Genomic DNA, 17778 nt, shown 5'->3' with positions numbered 1-17778 from the left:
CTTTATTTTATAATCAAAACCTGACCGATTGATAATTCATTATCAGAAAGATTGTTCAATAATTTAAGTTTATCAACACTTGTATTATAGGTTCTAGACAATGAATACAAGGTATCGCCTTTAACTACTGTATGATTGAATTCACTTTTTTTGTCATTAGTTCTAATCACTTCTGCTCTTCCTAAAACCTCATTATCAAACTTATAAAGCTGATAGCGTTCTATTAAACTAATCAATTTTTCAGGATACTTTCGGTCTGTAGCATAACCAGCAGCTCTTAAGCCTTTAGCCCATCTTTTATAATCGCCTTCATTTAATTGGAATAATTTTGAATAACGACCACGAGTGGTTAAAAATGCAGAATGGTCTTCAAAGGAAGATTCTGCGTGTTCGTATTTCCTAAAACACTCTTGAGACGCATCATCATCATGATAAATTTTTTGACCTGTCCATCCATGGCATTTAATTCCAAAATGATTGTTTGCTTTAACAGCCAAACGCCCTTTTCCTGAACCCGATTCTAAAATCCCTTGAGCTAACGTAATGCTTGCTGGTATTTTATATTTTCGCATTTCTTCTTTTGCAATGGCACTAAAATTAGCAATATAAGCTTCAATAGCATTGGCATAAGTTGTAGGTTTCGCAGGCACATTTGGAGTGCTAGGCTCTACTGTACTCGTTGGTTTTGACACCTTTTCTGTTTTTTGCCTATTGTCTTTCTTTTTGGTGACAATTTTACGCTTAGAGCTACAACTAACAACGACAAGCGACATTAAAAAAATAATACTAATTCTCTTCATAAATTCTTAAACGATTAAGGGCTTATTTTGTTGTTTTAACTTTGCATTCATTCCCTCAATTCCTTGTAAACCTCCTGTATGAATTGCTAAAATCTTTGCATCTTTTTCAAAATAACCTTTAGAAATCAAATCATAAATACCATACATCATTTTACCAGTATAAATCGGATCTAATGGTACATCATACGTCTTTTTAAATTCATTTATAAAATGAATTAAATCTTCATTTATTTTAGCATAACCACCAAAGTGATAATCTGTAATAAGATCCCAATTTGTTTTCGTTACAAATTTAGCAATTTCTTCTCTTAAAAAATCACCTTTTAATGCTGGAAAACCAATAATTTTTTGAGACGGATGACTCGAGTTTATTAAACCAGAAATCGTACCTCCAGTTCCTACTGGGCAACAGACATAATCAAATTCCTCATGGACTTCAGTTAAAATTTCTTCACAACCTTTAACTGCTAAATTATTAGTTCCGCCTTCTGGGATGAGAAAAAAATCACCAAATTCTTGTTCAAGTTCCTCAATAAAACTGAGCGATGTTTTAGTGCGAAATTGTGCTCTAGACACAAACTTAAACCGCATTCCACAAGTCTTAGAAAATGATAACGTGGGATTTAAAGTTTTAAAATTTTTAAGCTCTTCACCTCTAATCACACCTATCGTTTGAAACCCATTTTCTTGTCCTGCATGAGCCACTGCAGCAATATGATTTGAAAATGCGCCACCAAAAGTTAATAGCGTCTTTTCACCTTGTTTTTTGGCATCAAGGAGGTTATACTTGAGCTTTCTCAATTTATTGCCAGAAACATAAGGATGGCTTAGATATTCAGGCTTTATAAAAACATGATTATCAGTTAAAATAAGATTTTTATCCATAAAAAGAAACACTTTATCAAAAAAACAAAATAATCAATAAATATCACGAAATATTATTTATTTTTGAGTAAATTTGGATGCCACTTCTCGAAAGTATTGTCCAGACCTTATAAATCCTACAAACATTGACTTTTTTAGTCGATGCTATTTTGTTTTAAAAATTTAAAGATTATGATAAGAAAAATACTTTTCTTTTGCCTCTTAACAATCACCACTCAATTATCTTTAGCGCAAGCACCTGGACCTGTTGCTGCATCAGCAACGCCTTTAACACTTATACCAGGTGGAACTGTCGGAACTGGCTTACAATCCACTTCTGGTTTAGGCACAAATTATGATGGTACAACATTATGTGGTGGAATTGCACCATTTTATGGTATTGGTGAAGATGGTATCTATTCTATAAATGTAATATTCCCTGGAAATCACGATTTCACATTTACGAATCAAGGAAATAACTGGAAAGCATTAACGGTACATTCGGATCCTTCCATTACAGCTGGAAATTGTTTAGGTGGAATTAATGTTACTGGAACCGTTGTTGCGGCAACATTTAGCACATATTTAGCTGCTGGAACATACTATATTCGTATTGATGCAGCACCATTTAATATTGTTAATTATGCAGATTTTGAATTACAAGTAACAGCTCCTGTAGCAAACAGCGATTGTATAAATGCGTTAGAATTAAACTCTAATATTAATTGCGATTTTAAAACATTTTCTAATAACGGATCGTCAGATTCTGGAGTTGGAGATCCTACTTGTGGAAGTTATGATACAGTAGGAGGAACTACTGGAGATGTTTGGTTTTATTATGAAGTGAATTCTACTGGTGAATTTACAATAGAAACAACATCTGGAACCATGACTGATAGCGCTGCAGCTGTCTATTCTGGAACTTGTGGTGCATTGGTATTAGAAAGCTGTAATGATGATGGTGGACCAGGAAATAATGCTTTAATAACCCTTTCTGGAAGAACAATTGGAGAGATTTTATACATTAGAGTTTGGGACTTTTACGATGGTGAAGGCACATTTGATATTTGTATTACAACTCCTGTTCCTGTAGGTACTCATGGTGTCGTATTAGATTGTGCTGGTGATGATTCTTTGGAAATGTCTTCTGATATAGGACTAACATGTGGCGCTGTTGCTGGTACTACAAGTTTAGGAAATACCATTTCTGGAAATCTCAACTCAGCAACAGATCCTGTAACGTTTCAACTTGAAGCTTCATTAGATAGTGGTGATCCTTGTGGATTTGAAATTGCTCCAGATACAGCGAATTACCAAGCTATTAATTTCACAGTGACCCAAACTGGTACTTATATTTTTGAATTTGATGTGCCAACACCGTATTTTGATGCTCAAGGCTATATTCTTGTTAACGATGTAAATTACAATCCTGGCTCTTGTACCTCAACTTATGTTGATGGAGATGATGATAGTTCTCTAGCTGGTCTTTACCCATTAATGACTGTAGATCTTGTTGCTGGCACAAATTATACTTTAATTACAACTCTATATGGCCTTGGTGCTACAACACATACTGGACCTTACAGTTGGTCTGTTAGTTTTCCTATTTCAACGCCTGAACCTGATTGGTATGATTCAGCAATTGGTGGTACATTATTAGGATCTGGAGATGGCTTTAATCCTGTTGGTGTGGCTGGCTCTGGTCTTCCAGATACAGATACTCCAGGCGTGTATTCTTTTTGGGTTGAATGTCCTACTTATCCTGGAACTAGAGATCAAATAGATTATGTTATTGGTAATGTTTGGAATGGCTCTACATCTAGTAATTGGACCAATGCGTCTAACTGGTCTAAAGGTAATGTACCAACAGATTCTGAATGTGTATGCATTGCAGCAGGCACACCTAATGATCCCGTTTTATTAGATAACGATAATGGAGATGGTTTAAGCTTAACTGTAAAAACAGGTGCTTCTTTAACCTTAACTTCTGATACTGACGGACTTGGCTTAGCATCTTCTTTAACCATTCAAGATAATATTGATGTTCAAGGTACAGGTGTTTTAACGGTTCAAGATGGTGCTAGTCTAATACAAGTATTTGATACAGATCAACCAACGTATGCCTTGCAACCAAAAGGATCAAATACTGGTAATATATCACTTCGTAGAATAGCTGATGTGAGTCGAACAGATTATGTATACTGGTCTAGCCCTGTACAAGGTTTTGATGTCGCTGATGTTTATGGTGCGAACACGCCTTTAAGTTATATTTTTGAATGGATTCCAACTATTGATACAGGCTTTTTTGGACCTCCTACTGATAGTGCACCTATTTGCTTCGGAGAATGGAATAACAATAGTAATTTAACAATGAGTCCTGGTAAAGGGTATGCTGTTAGAGGACCAAATGACCACGATAATGTCGCTTCTCAAAATGAAACCGTTACATTTAATGGTGTGCCAAATAATGGTGTTATTAAAATGCCTATACTTAGTGGTTCAAATCCTTCTGCTAATAGTCCTTATTTAAATACGATTACAAATAATTATGGCTTAACAGTGACATCTTCTGATGATAACTGGAACCTTATAGGAAATCCTTATCCTTCTGCTTTAGATGCAACTGCATTCTTATCTCATCCTGATAATGCAATTTTGGAAGGCTCTGTTCACATTTGGACACATTCAACTCAAATTGGTAATAATGGACAATCATTTTATACGCAATTTGGATCGTCTTATGATGCTAGTGATTACATTTCGTTCAACTTTTCTGGACCTAGTTATCCAGACACCTCATTTTCAGGAGATATCGCTTCAGGACAAGGCTTTTTTGTCATGGCATTAAATGATGATGAATCTGGAAATGTGACTTTTAATAACAGCATGCGAAGTAGAACGCAAAGCAATACTGATTTTTATAGAATGTCTGGCGAAAATCCAAACATTACAGATTCTAATGCTATAGAGCGTCACCGAATTTGGTTAGATTTAATTGATCCAAACAACGCATCATCAAACATATTAGTTGGTTATATTGAAGGCGCAACTCAAGAAAAAGACAGACTTTATGATGCTTACGCTAGAGAAGCTAACAGCTTAAGTTTGTATTCAAAAATTGGTAATGAACGCATGCTTATTCAAGGACGTGCTTTACCATTTAATGTAAACGACCAAATTCCTTTAGGAACAGTACTTCCTCAAGCTGGAGAATATACCATAGCTATCAATAAAGTAGATGGTTTATTTTTAGATGAAAGTCAAGACATCTATTTAGAAGATACTGTAGCTGGTATCATTCATGATTTGAGAGCTGCTCCATATACGTTTACTGCAACAGAATCGACTAACTATGACGATAGATTTATATTACAATATAAAAATAGCGCTTTAAGCATAACTGATTTTGATTTAAACACTGTAAGTATCGTTGCTCCAAAAGGAGACTATATAAAAATCAATTCTGATACGAGTCCTATTGATGCAGTAATTGTGTACGACCTTCTAGGAAGAACATTAATTAACGCAACTGCTATTAATACTTCAGAATTTGTGATACACAATCACAACCTTACAAGTGGAGCTTACATTGTTAATGTCACTTTAAGTAATGGACTTTCAAAAACACAAAAAGTAGTCTTAAAAGATTAATTTTTAATACATTTCAAAAACATAAAAGAGCCTTGATTTAAAAAATCAAGGCTCTTTTTTTATGGCAACACATTAAAATTTAAAATTCGATTTCTAGTCAAACGATAGTACAAGTTACTGCGACATAGGACCTAAGAAAAAACACTTTTTGTAGGAATTTTAAGCCACACAATCCTATGATTATCAAAGGATATCTTGTTTTTATCTATAAAACAAAACACTTTAACAAAAAAGCAAAGAAATTCTAAATATTTTGTTAAAATTATATAATTTTTAACTACATTGTTAATACATATTACGCCCTCACCTACCCAAAATCACTTAATCTTACCTGCTAGCTAATAATAGCTAGCATCAGTTATTGTAAAAAATTTAGATTATGATTAAAAAATTACTCCTCATTCTGCTATTAATAATTACACCAATATCTGCTCTTGCGCAAGATCCTGATGATGATTGTGGAGCAGCAACCGTTCCATTGGCACTGATACCAGGAGGAACTTATAGCACAGGACTTCAATCAACCTTAGGTCATGGTAATGATTATTCTAATGCCATAATGTGCATTGGAGGTTCTCCAGCTTATGGTGCCCAAGAAGATGCCGTCTATTTAATAAATGTAACCGTTGCAGGAAATTATACTTTTGAATTCACCAATGCAGGAAACAATTGGAAATCACTCTCTGTGCATTCAGCATGTGCTCCTACGAATGGAAATTGTGTAGGTGCATTTTATACAAACGCATCAAATACTGGTACAGCAGCTACTGGTGCTCCGCTAGTCGTAAACTTGCCAGTTGGATCGTATTATATCGTTATTGATGCAGCTTCAATTGGAGATCCTTACGCAGAGTACGTTTTAGAAATCACATCACCTATTGCCAATGATGATCCCTGTGGTGCAATAAGCCTAACCGTTAATCCAGACTACTCCTGTACTAACACAAGTCCTGGAACTGTAGAAAATGCAACAGATTCTGGCATAGGTCCAGCTGCCTGTGGTGGCACAGAAGATGATGATGTTTGGTTTAGTTTTGTAGCGACAGGAACCTCTCACACTGTAGACTTAATAAATGTGGCTGGTAGTACAATAGATTTATACCACGCACTTTATGGAGGTTTTATTGCTCCAGATTGTTCAGTTGCTGTTGGAGATAATTTTGGTTGTTCAGATTTTAATTCGAGTATATTAACAGGTTTAACATCAGGAGAAACTTATTTTATTCAAGTGTTTACATGGACAGGAACTACAGGTCAAGATACAACGTTTGACATTTGTATTGGTACACCTCCTCCACCTCCATCTAATGATAATCCTTGTAATGCAGAAGTATTAAGTGTCAATACACCTTGTTCATATTCAACGTTCACTACAGATAGTGCCACTGCAACAGGTGGTGTGCCAAATCCTGGTTGTGCCTCTTACAATGGTGGCGATGTTTGGTTTAGTGCTACAGTTCCTGCAGGAGGTTCAATCATTATAGATACCAATGATATCGATTTTACAGATAGTGGTATGGCACTTTATCAAGGCCCTTGTAATTCACTTACATTTATTGAATGTGATGATGATGGCAGTGCAAATGCTAATATGTCTTCAATTTCAGCATCTGGCTTAACACCAGGCAGTACTGTATTTATTCGGGTTTGGGTCTATGGCAATAATAATATCTCAGGGAATTTTGGCATTTGCGTGTCAGAACCACCACCACCACCAACAAATACAGATTGTGCTTCTGCAGATGATATGACGTGCGGACAATCAATATCTGCAACAACAAATGGAGTTACTGGAAGTTCAGCTCATGGTTCAGGATGTACAATGAGTGATTATGGTGTATGGTATCACTTTGTTGGTGATGGAAATATAACGACCATAGATGTAACACCAAGTGGTGGATATGATACCGAATTAGCTGTAATGCAAGGCAGTTGTGGATCACTAACAAATATTGATTGTGATGATGCATTTGGAACTGATTCTTACACATTTACAACAACGAATTTAACGGATTACTATGTATATGTCGCACATTATGGTTCAGGAAGCACGACAACTGGAGACTTCACCATTAGTTTAACGTGTACACCTCCTAACTGTACTGTAGGACCAGGAACAGGAACGTCATCTCTTGGATTACCAAATTTAATGGCTTTAGATACCAATGGTAATAATCCTACAACGACTTCGTGTGGTGCAGTAGCCACTGTAGATATTGAAGCTACTTATTTACAATTAGGTGATCCTAGTGCTTATAATGTTGCTTCAATTCCGTACAATCCTCCATATCAGTTTGATTGTTTAGCAAATCAATTTTCTACGTTTAATGATGATACTTGGTCTCCAGTAGTCCCAATGAATTTCGATTTTTGTTTTTATGACAATGCTGCAATAAATGCCTTTTCACAATTACAAGTTACTGCAAACGGTGTTATCTCTTTTGATAGCTTTACACCTGGAGATAATTGTGGCTACATAAATGATTGGAATGTACCTAACGCTATAAATTCTGATGGAATTTATGGAACAGAATTTTATGGTCGTTCAATTTATGGTGTGCATCACGATATTGACCCAAGTCAAGGCGGAGAAGTTGGTTATGAAACCATTACTTTAGATACTGGTGAGAGAGCTTTTATCATGTCGTGGCATGACATTCCTATGTTTTCAGACAATAGTATACTTTATACAGGTATGATGGTTTTATATGAACATAGCAATGTGATAGATGTCTATATTGAAGAAAAAAACATTGATGATAATGATGTATTACCATGGAATGATGGTAATGCTACTGTAGCCATTCAAAATGATGCCTCTACAGGTTTGGCAGCTCCTAATAGAAATAGTTTAAACAATAACTGGAACGCAACTCAAGAAGCTTGGCGATTCACACCTTCTGGTGGTGGATTAGGTTCCATTTCAAATTTAACCTGGTATGAAGGTTCTGCAACTGCAAATGGAAATACCACAACTGGATTAACTTCAATTGGAAGTACAGATGTTATTGCTGTTGCTCCAACGTCAGACACAACATATACTGCAGAAATAATTTATACGTTTTGTGATGGCACAACATTATCAAGATTTGAAGAAATTTTAGTTCAAATATCAAGTACTAAAATTTGGAATGGATCAGTAAATACAGATTGGTTTGTAAATGCGAATTGGACGCCATCTGGATTTCCAACAGCAGCAGATTGTGTGATTATTCCTGTTACAGCTAATGATCCAATCATAAGCGATGACACGCATGGAGACGGTTTAAATTTAACGATTTATGCAGATGCTACTTTAACGTTAAAAACCAATTCAAGTGGAAACAACTTTGCGTCGTCACTAACCATTCAAGATTATATTGATATTCAAGGTGTTGGCATAAATGCTGGTAATTTAATTGTGGAAGATGATGCGAGCTTAATTCAAGTTTTTGACATTTCAACACCAACAACACTACCAACAGCAATAAATACTGGAAACATAGAGTTATATCGAAATACAGCCGATATTAGACCAACAGATTATGTGTATTGGTCCTCTCCAATAGAGAGTCATGATGTATCAACCATTTATGGAGCCAATACACCAAGTTATATCTATGAATGGGTTCCTACTACAGGAACCGTTGGCAATGGTCCTGGACCAGATTTTGTTCCTATTTGTTATGGATATTGGAATCCATTACCTTCAGGTGGTGCCATGAATGCAGGTAAAGGATACATTGTAAGAGCTCCTACAAATCAACCTGCAGGACTTAATCCTGCAACGTCTCTGTTTACAGGAGTTCCAAATAATGGTGTAATTACTGAGCCCATATTTAGTGGAGAAAATACGAGTTTAACGTCATATTTCTATAACCCTTATGGTGTTGATTTGATAGAAGTTACGCGTTTTGATGATAACTGGAACCTTCTCGGAAATCCTTATCCATCCGCTTTAGATGCGTTATCATTTTTAACACATCCAGACAATGCTTTAATTGAAGGTGCTGTGCATATTTGGACGCACGGAATTCAAATTGGAAATAATGGAGATTCGTTTTATGATGATTTTGCATACACCTATAGTGTTAATGATTATACCACTTTTAATCATTCTGGTACTAATGTTTATAACGATCAATCGTTTGGTGGAAAAATCGCATCAGGACAAGGCTTTTTTGTACTGGCTCTAAATGATGACGAAGATGGAAGTAATACTGTAACTTTTAATAACAGTATGCGTGATAGATCACATAGTAATACTGTCTTTTATAGAACCACAAATGAAGATGAAGCAACTTCTTCTATAGAGCGCAATCGAATTTGGCTTAATTTAATAGATCAAAACGAATCAACATCGAGTATTATGGTCGGTTATATTGAAGGCGCTACCCAAGAAAAAGATAGATTATTTGATGCCTTTACTAGAGAAGTTAATGAACTAAATATCTATTCAAAAATTGGAAATCAACGTATGATTATTCAAGGTCGTGCCTTACCTTTTAATGAAAACGATCAAATCCCATTAGGAACTGTTATTCCTTCCGCTGGAGAATATACCATTGCTATAAGTAATGTAGATGGTTTGTTTTTAAACGACAATCAACCCATCTATTTAGAAGACACATTAACTGGAATAATTCACGATTTAAGAGCAGCACCTTATACGTTTTCAGAAAGTGAAGCTATCGATTATGAGCATCGTTTTATATTAAGATATACAAATGAAGCGCTTAGTATTAACGAATTAGAATATGAAACTGATTTAACTATAATCGCACCAAAAGGTGATTTTATTAAAGTGTATTCTGAGCGAAGCATGATAGAATCTGTGATTGTATATGACCTATTAGGAAGAATATTATTTGATGTGAATTCGATTAATGAAACGACATTCATTTTAAATAATCACAACTTATCTTCTGGTGCATATATCGTAAAAGCAACATTAACTAATGGACAAACAAAAGCCCAAAAAATAGTTTTAAAAGATTAAATTTTAATATAATTTATAAAATTCCAAAAAGACCTTGATTGTAAATAATTAAGGTCTTTTTCATTGGCATAAGCTTCCCTCTCAAATGAAATATTTTGATAGGCTGTATTCCAACTTCTATACGCTAAAAGTCGGATTAAAAACTCAAAAGCATAAAAGAAATAAAATGGAAGTACAAAAAGCTCTAATTGTTGTCTTAGGTGAATTTTTTCATGATTCATTAAAGTAGTATTCATTTTCAAATGCCTATATCTAAGAAAAACAAATGGAAATATTGCAATCCCAACATAACCTTTAGGAACCAAATATTTAGAGATTAAGATCATAGTTTATTGCTTTCAAAAATCAATCCAATTTGCACTATCTTTGTAATATATGAAGAAAATCATTCCTTTAGAAGAAGGCGATTATTATTTAACACCAGAAGGCTATCGTTGTTTCACAGAGCAATATCTCTTAAAAAGAGGTTATTGCTGTGAAAGTGGATGTAGACATTGTCCTTATGGTTTTGACAAAAACTCTTTAAAAAAAAAGTAATGCAAACAACACATATATCGTTTCAGAATCAAATTAAAGAAGGAATCCCAAAAAGTTTACCTCAAGCTAAACCTTATGATACTTCAATTAATCATGCGCCAAAACGTAAAGCTATTTTAGCTTCAGAAGAAAAGAAATTAGCCTTAAAAAATGCACTTAGATACTTTGATAAATCTCAACATGCCGAATTAATTTCAGAATTCAAAAATGAATTAGAAACCTACGGAAGAATATACATGTATCGTCTTCGTCCAGATTACAAAATGTATGCAAGGCCTATTGAAGACTATCCAGCAAAATCTAAGCAAGCTGCTGCAATAATGCTAATGATTCAAAATAATCTAGATTATGCCGTTGCACAACATCCTCATGAATTAATAACCTATGGTGGAAATGGAGGCGTGTTTTCTAATTGGGCTCAATATCGCTTAACTATGAAATACCTTTCAGAAATGAATAACGAGCAAACACTTGTTATGTATTCTGGACATCCTATGGGCTTATTTCCTAGTCATGATAATGCACCAAGAGTTGTTGTCACCAATGGCATGATGATTCCTAACTACTCTAAACCAGATGATTGGGAAAAATTTAATGCCTTAGGTGTTACGCAGTATGGACAAATGACAGCTGGAAGCTATATGTATATTGGACCACAAGGCATCGTACACGGAACAACAATTACTGTATTAAACGGATTTAGAAAAATAAATAAAGATCCTAAAGGCAATCTTTTTGTAACTTCTGGACTTGGCGGAATGTCTGGAGCGCAACCAAAAGCAGGTAATATTGCTGGTTGTATTACGGTTTGTGCTGAAGTAAATCCGAAAATCACTCAGGTTCGATTAGACCAAGGTTGGATCGATGAAAAAATCACAGATTTAAATGAACTTGTAGCTAGAGTTAATAAAGCAAAAGCTGAAAAGGAAACCATTTCTATAGCATATTTAGGAAATATTGTAGATGTATGGGAAAAATTTGATGAAGCAAATCTTCATATCGATTTAGGAAGCGATCAAACCTCACTACACAATCCTTGGGCTGGTGGCTATTATCCTGTAGACATGACTTTTGAAGACGCGAATGAGATGATGGCAAACAATCCAGAACTTTTTAAAGAGAAAGTACAAGAAACCTTACGTCGTCATGCAACTGCCATAAATAAACACACAGAAAAGGGCACCTATTTCTTTGATTATGGTAATGCGTTCTTATTAGAAGCTTCCAGAGCTGGCGCAGATATCATGGCCGAAAACGGTATAGATTTTAAATATCCTAGTTATGTACAAGACATCATGGGACCTATGTGTTTTGACTATGGTTTTGGACCATTTAGATGGGTTTGTGCTTCTGGAAAATCTGAAGATTTAGCAATAACAGATGCTATAGCTTGTGAAGTGTTGGAAGCACTAAAAAGAAAAGCTCCTAATGAAATTCAACAGCAAATGGCTGATAATATCCAATGGATTAAAGGCGCACAAGACAACAAACTCGTTGTTGGCTCACAAGCAAGAATTCTATATGCGGATGCTGAAGGACGACTAAAAATTGCTGAAGCCTTTAATAATGCAATTAAAAATAAACGCATAGGCACTGTTATTCTTGGACGAGATCATCACGATGTCTCAGGAACAGATTCTCCTTATCGTGAAACCAGTAATATTTACGATGGCTCACGTTTTACAGCAGATATGGCGATTCACAATGTTATTGGAGATAGTTTTAGAGGAGCAACTTGGGTTAGCATTCATAATGGTGGAGGCGTTGGTTGGGGAGAAGTTATAAATGGTGGATTTGGTATGGTTCTTGATGGTAGTATTGAAGCAGAAAAACGTTTAAAATCGATGCTATTCTGGGATGTAAATAACGGAATTGCAAGACGAAATTGGGCAAGAAATGAAGGTGCTGTATTTGCTATAAAACGTGCCATGGAAAGTGAACCTAATTTAAAAGTAACACTTCCAAATATAGTTGATGAAGACCTACTAGACGCATTATAACTTAAAAAACCATTGCTATGAAAAACTTTCTTACAAAATCATTACTCGTTCTCTTTGGACTCTTAATTGTGTCATGCGCTTCAGTAAAAGTTGCCGCAGATTATGATAAAGAAGCCGATTTTAATTCTTATAAAACTTTTGCTTTCTTTAAAACAGGAATAGATAAAGCTGAAATAAGTGATTTAGATAAACGTAGAATTTTACGTGCCATCGAATCAGAATTATTAGCCAAAGGTTTTACAAAATCTGAAAACCCAGATATGTTGGTTAGCATCTTTACCAAATCTCAACAACGTATAAATGTCTATAATAACACTTGGGGTTGGGCAAATTTTGGTCCTCGTTGGGGTTACAATAATCAAACTATAGTTTCCTCAAATCCAGAAGGCACATTATATATTGACCTTATTGATATGGAAAAGAAAGAATTAATTTGGCAAGGAATGGGAACAGGTTATATTTCTAAAAAAATGGATAAAAAAGAAGAACAAATCAAAGAGTTTGTAATGAAAATAATGGAAAAGTATCCTCCAGGAGAGAAACAATAAATAATATATATTACAATTTCACAAGCATCTATATAATATAGATGCTTGTTTGTTTTATGACATGAGTTTTAAGCTTCATTTATAAAAGCCTATATTTGCCGACTTTTAAGAGCATGTATTATGATATTAGGTCAAACCACTAGAAAAAACTTCACTCAAAACCCAAAAAACGATATTCTCTCAGGTCTTACTGTCGCTTTAGCACTTGTACCAGAAGCGGTCGCCTTTGCATTTGTTGCAGGTATAGACCCATTAGTTGGACTCTATGGTGCATTTATGATGGGAATAGTAACTGCGCTATTTGGTGGTCGACCAGGAATGATTTCAGGTGCTACTGGAGCAATGGCAGTAGTTATGGTTCATTTAATTCAAAAAGGAAATGAAGTTGGTATTAACCTTGATACACCAATAGACAACCTTGGTCTTCAATGGCTGTTTATCACCTTACTATTTGTAGGTGGAATTCAAATATTAGCAGGTGTTTTTAAATTAGGAAAGTTCGTTAGACTTATACCACATCCTGTAATGATGGGTTTTGTAAATGGTCTTGCTATAGTAATCTTCCTTTCACAATTAGGTTTATTCCCAAATGCGGTTCCAAAAGACTTATCCATTTTATCAAATACATCTGAATGGTTTTCAGCATTATTTACAAATGCTACCTTCTGGAAAATGATGGGTTTTATTGGGCTGACAATGGGAATCATGTATGGTTTACCTAAACTTACCAAAAAGATTCCAGCTGCTTTAATTGCTATAATAGTTGTTGCATGTATTACCATTTTTGGTGGTATCGAAATGAGTACTGTAGGATCTTTTATTCAAGAAGGAGGTGGCAAAGGTTTAGAAGGAGGATTACCAACATTTCAAGATCAAATATTTGGATTATTTAGCACATTAGCTGGACATTGGGATTTAATACTTTCTACAGCATTTATTTTAGCTGCAGTTGGTTTAATTGAATCTTTAATGACACTTAACCTCATTGATGAAATGACTGAAACTAGAGGAAATGGAAATAGAGAATGTATTGCACAAGGTGGTGCAAATATGCTTAACGGATTATTTGGAGGTATGGGTGGCTGTGCCATGATTGGTCAATCTATTATTAATGTAGATTCTGGTGGACGTGGCAGACTATCTGGTGCTGTAGCAGCAGTCGCATTATTATGTTTTGTACTCTTTGGAGCTCCATTAATTGAGCAAATTCCTATTGCTGCACTGGTAGGCGTTATGTTTATGGTTGTTATTGGAACCTTTGCTTGGAGTAGTTTTAGAATTATTAGAAAAATTCCATTATCTGATGCCATTGTTTTAATAGCAGTTTCTGCAATCACAGTATGGAAAGATTTAGCTGTTGCTGTAATTGCTGGAGTTATAATTTCGGCTCTAGTATTTGCATGGAAAAATGCAACGATGATTAGAGCGCGTAAGCGATTACAACCTGATGGTACAAAAACATATGAAATTTGGGGTCCTCTTTTCTTCGGATCTATCCAAAATTTTAATTCAAAATTTGATGTAAAAAACGACCCGAAGAATGTTGAAATAGACTTTATAGAATCTAGAGTAAGTGACCATTCTGCTTTAGAGGCTATTTTTAACTTAGTTAACAAATACGAAGCTGAAGGTAAATCAATAAAATTAAGACATTTAAGTGAAGATTGTAAAATTTTACTTTATAAAGGAAATCCAAAATTTCAGGAAGTTATTGTTGAAGATATTGACGACCCAAGATATCATTTGGCAGCTGATCCAGAAAAATTCACCAAACCATTATCTGAATATGATATATAAAAAAAGCGACCATAGTTGGTCGCTTTTTTTATATAGATTTAAAGATCATTTATTAAATTCTAAAAACTTGGCATACTGTTCTTCCGTTAAGATTTCTTTCATCTTATACTCAATATAATGTTTTATTTTTGCCTGTTTAGCAGTTTTTTCTTTAGCATCTGAAATGCCATTTACATTTGTAATTTTCTTATCAAAACTCTCATAAAGTTTATAAATTTTCCCCTCTTGAGATTTAGAAAGCGCATCAGTTCTTGTAAAAAGTGCAACTACTTTTTTCGCTTGAGTTTCTGCACTCATATCTTGCTGAATGATTGCATTAGTAGAAGACATTGACGGGGTTTGGGCGTGTAAAGATTGAGCACCTATAAAAGCACAACATCCTAAAGCCAATAAAAATAATTGTTTTTTCATAATAACATTTAATAAATTAAAGGTTCAATATACAAAATTTGAGCTACTTAACATTAAAAAATAAAAAGCTAGTAACTTAACAATACTTCTATTTTAGTTTTCACTTTTTTAGTTGAAGGAATCATGGTTTCCTCTAACGTAGAATTTAATGGAATTGCTGGCATATTCTCACTACCAATAGTCATCACTGGAGCATCTAAATATTTAAAGCATTCTTCTTGAATTTTACCAGACAATGCTCTGGCAAAACTATTATTGGAAGGTTCTTCTGTAACTACTAAACACTTCCCTGTCTTTTTAACCGATTTCATAATCGTGTCTTCGTCTAACGGAAATAAGGTTCGTAAATCAATTATTTCAATTTGATCTCGCATTCCTAATTCTCCAGATGCATTATAAGCCCAATGCACTCCCATTCCATAAGTAACAATAGTTAAGGTTTCAACATCGTCTTGTTTCCAAATTTCTTGTAATATCCAAGCTTTTCCAAAAGGCAACACATAATCTTCAGAAGGTTCTACAGATGTTGCAGTTAAAGTTCCAGGCACTTTTGACCAATACAAGCCTTTGTGTTCTAAAATTACAACTGGATTCGGGTCATAAAAAGCCGCTTTCATCAAACCTTTTAAATCTGCGCCATTACTTGGATACGCGATTTTAATGCCGCGAATGTTAGTAATTACACTTTCAACAGAAGACGAATGATATGGTCCTCCACTTCCATAAGCGCCAATTGGCACACGAAGAATCATGCTTACAGGCCATTTTCCGTTTGAAAGGTAACAGCTTCGACTTACTTCAGTAAACAACTGATTTAATCCAGGCCAAATATAATCAGCAAACTGAACCTCAACAATGGGTTTTAATCCAACAGCACTCATGCCAACCGTAGAACCAACAATAAATGCTTCCTGAATTGGTGTATTAAACACGCGATCATCACCAAATTTCTGAGCTAAGGTTGCAGCTTCTCTAAACACACCTCCAAGTCGTCCACCAACATCTTGACCGTAAAGCAAACATTCTTGGTGCTTTTTCATCAATTCTTCAACGGCAAATAAGGCACAATCGACCATGACCACTTTCTCTGCACCTTCAGGAGCACGTGTTCCTTTTTCTTCAGTAATAGGCGTAGGCGCAAAATCGTTAGTAAATAGATCTTCAGGTGTTGGATCATCCGCTTTTAAAGCTTCCTTAAAATCACCTTCAACTTTCGCTTTCGCGGAATTTTCGATAGCATCAACTTCCTTTAAAGAAAACCCATTATCTAATAATTGTTGTTTTAAAACAGGATAAGGATCACGAGATTTAGCTTCTTCCAAATCATCACGATACCATTCCATTCTTACTCCTGAGGTATGATGATTCAATAACGGGACTTTTGCATGTATTAAAAATGGTCGTCGTTCTTCACGAATGGTTTTGATTACCTTCTGTACAGCTTCATAGCTTTCTATAAAATTTGCACCATCAATTGTAATAGCTTCTAATCCATGGAATCCTTGCGCATATTCATGAGCATTTTGAGCTCTAGTTTCGGCTGCATTAGCCGAAATATCCCAACCGTTATCTTGAACCAAATAAAGTATTGGCATTTGCTTTAAGGCAGCCATTTGAAAGGCTTCGGCTATTTCACCTTCGGTAACCGAAGCGTCTCCAAGAGAACACACTGTTATTGGTTTGAGAGCGTTCTCGACTGCGCTCGAACTCACAGGGTCTGATTCTAAACTAAAATCATCTAAACCTTGCAATTCTTTATATTGCATTCCCATAGCAACACCTGTTGCAGGAATGGCTTGCATACCAGTTGCAGAGGATTGATGCGGAATTTTAGGTTTATCATCATCCTTCAAACTTGGATGTGAATAATAGGTTCTTCCACCAGAAAACGGATCAGATTTTTTGGCTAATAATTGCAACATTAAATCATATGGTTCTAATCCGAATGACAACAACATGGCATCATCTCTATAATATGGAAACGCATAATCTTGTGGTAATAATTGCATTCCTAAAGCCACTTGAATGGCTTCATGACCTCTTGAGGTTGCGTGTACATATTTTGAAACTTGCTTAAAATTAGCTTCGTATAATTCTGCCATTGCTTTGGCTGTACACAAATTTGAAAATCCTTTCTTTAGTATCTCTTTGTCCATCTTTAATGCCTGTTAAAACAGGAGTGTTTTATTATT

Annotated in this window: 11 protein-coding genes; 6 read left to right on the top strand and 5 right to left on the bottom strand. The window is 35.1% G+C overall.

The genetic code is table 11. The features are described 5' to 3' along the window. Window positions 1-2 precede the first annotated feature (2 nt). Window positions 3-800 (bottom strand): glucosaminidase domain-containing protein, encoded by a 798-nt coding sequence (locus tag MUN68_RS01650; RefSeq protein ID WP_249995050.1) that lies wholly within the window; start codon window positions 798-800, stop codon window positions 3-5. Between the two features lie 6 nt (window positions 801-806). Next, a complete protein-coding gene (locus MUN68_RS01645; protein WP_249995051.1) occupies window positions 807-1685 on the bottom strand; it encodes a 1-aminocyclopropane-1-carboxylate deaminase/D-cysteine desulfhydrase in 879 nt (292 codons plus the stop codon). Between the two features lie 171 nt (window positions 1686-1856). Between MUN68_RS01645 and MUN68_RS01640 the strand changes: the two genes are divergently transcribed. After that, window positions 1857-5315: a T9SS sorting signal type C domain-containing protein gene (locus MUN68_RS01640; RefSeq protein WP_249995052.1), complete on the top strand. Its 3459-nt coding sequence runs from the start codon at window positions 1857-1859 to the stop codon at window positions 5313-5315. 379 nt (window positions 5316-5694) lie between these two features. Further along, window positions 5695-10293, top strand: coding sequence for a T9SS sorting signal type C domain-containing protein (locus MUN68_RS01635; RefSeq protein WP_249995053.1), 4599 nt, complete (start codon window positions 5695-5697; stop codon window positions 10291-10293). Here the strand turns inward: MUN68_RS01635 and MUN68_RS01630 are convergent. Next, window positions 10290-10619: a hypothetical protein gene (locus MUN68_RS01630; RefSeq protein ID WP_249995054.1), complete on the bottom strand. Its 330-nt coding sequence runs from the start codon at window positions 10617-10619 to the stop codon at window positions 10290-10292. The two genes, MUN68_RS01635 and MUN68_RS01630, sit on opposite strands and share 4 nt — an antisense overlap. A 49-nt stretch (window positions 10620-10668) precedes the next feature. Between MUN68_RS01630 and MUN68_RS01625 the strand changes: the two genes are divergently transcribed. From MUN68_RS01625 to MUN68_RS01610, 4 genes are all read left to right on the top strand, one after another. Then, complete coding sequence (locus MUN68_RS01625; RefSeq protein ID WP_249995055.1) at window positions 10669-10830, top strand: DUF5522 domain-containing protein; 162 nt, start codon at window positions 10669-10671, stop codon at window positions 10828-10830. Between the two features lie 14 nt (window positions 10831-10844). Beyond that, entirely contained in the window at window positions 10845-12830 is a 1986-nt protein-coding gene (locus tag MUN68_RS01620; protein ID WP_249995198.1) for a urocanate hydratase, read from the top strand. A gap of 17 nt (window positions 12831-12847) precedes the next feature. Further along, window positions 12848-13378, top strand: coding sequence for a DUF4136 domain-containing protein (locus tag MUN68_RS01615; RefSeq protein WP_249995056.1), 531 nt, complete (start codon window positions 12848-12850; stop codon window positions 13376-13378). Between the two features lie 120 nt (window positions 13379-13498). Then, the gene (locus tag MUN68_RS01610; protein WP_249995057.1) at window positions 13499-15175 is read left to right on the top strand and encodes a SulP family inorganic anion transporter; all 1677 of its coding nucleotides are present in this window, start codon (window positions 13499-13501) and stop codon (window positions 15173-15175) included. 45 nt (window positions 15176-15220) lie between these two features. Here the strand turns inward: MUN68_RS01610 and MUN68_RS01605 are convergent, their stop codons facing one another. Both MUN68_RS01605 and MUN68_RS01600 read right to left on the bottom strand, forming a co-directional pair. Continuing rightward, a complete protein-coding gene (locus MUN68_RS01605; protein WP_249995058.1) occupies window positions 15221-15586 on the bottom strand; it encodes a hypothetical protein in 366 nt (121 codons plus the stop codon). 68 nt (window positions 15587-15654) lie between these two features. After that, the gene (locus MUN68_RS01600; protein WP_249995059.1) at window positions 15655-17742 is read right to left on the bottom strand and encodes an alpha-ketoacid dehydrogenase subunit alpha/beta; all 2088 of its coding nucleotides are present in this window, start codon (window positions 17740-17742) and stop codon (window positions 15655-15657) included. Window positions 17743-17778: the final 36 nt, after the last annotated feature.

Origin of the sequence: Psychroserpens ponticola (assembly GCF_023556315.2) — a bacterium.
Classification (GTDB): Bacteria; Bacteroidota; Bacteroidia; order Flavobacteriales; family Flavobacteriaceae; genus Psychroserpens; species Psychroserpens ponticola.
The sequence above is the reverse complement of the archived record's forward strand: the minus strand, read 5'-3'. Positions and strand labels throughout refer to the sequence as shown.

Excerpts from the sequence above, each read along its gene's own strand:
- MUN68_RS01610 (WP_249995057.1), top strand. The coding sequence starts at position 13,499 with ATGATATTAGGTCAAACCACTAGAAAAAACTTCACTCAAAACCCAAAA.
- MUN68_RS01640 (WP_249995052.1), top strand. The coding sequence starts at position 1,857 with ATGATAAGAAAAATACTTTTCTTTTGCCTCTTAACAATCACCACTCAA.
- MUN68_RS01625 (WP_249995055.1), top strand. The coding sequence starts at position 10,669 with ATGAAGAAAATCATTCCTTTAGAAGAAGGCGATTATTATTTAACACCA.
- MUN68_RS01650 (WP_249995050.1), bottom strand. The coding sequence starts at position 800 with ATGAAGAGAATTAGTATTATTTTTTTAATGTCGCTTGTCGTTGTTAGT.
- MUN68_RS01635 (WP_249995053.1), top strand. The coding sequence starts at position 5,695 with ATGATTAAAAAATTACTCCTCATTCTGCTATTAATAATTACACCAATA.
- MUN68_RS01605 (WP_249995058.1), bottom strand. The coding sequence starts at position 15,586 with ATGAAAAAACAATTATTTTTATTGGCTTTAGGATGTTGTGCTTTTATA.
- MUN68_RS01615 (WP_249995056.1), top strand. The coding sequence starts at position 12,848 with ATGAAAAACTTTCTTACAAAATCATTACTCGTTCTCTTTGGACTCTTA.
- MUN68_RS01600 (WP_249995059.1), bottom strand. The coding sequence starts at position 17,742 with ATGGACAAAGAGATACTAAAGAAAGGATTTTCAAATTTGTGTACAGCC.
- MUN68_RS01645 (WP_249995051.1), bottom strand. The coding sequence starts at position 1,685 with ATGGATAAAAATCTTATTTTAACTGATAATCATGTTTTTATAAAGCCT.
- MUN68_RS01630 (WP_249995054.1), bottom strand. The coding sequence starts at position 10,619 with ATGATCTTAATCTCTAAATATTTGGTTCCTAAAGGTTATGTTGGGATT.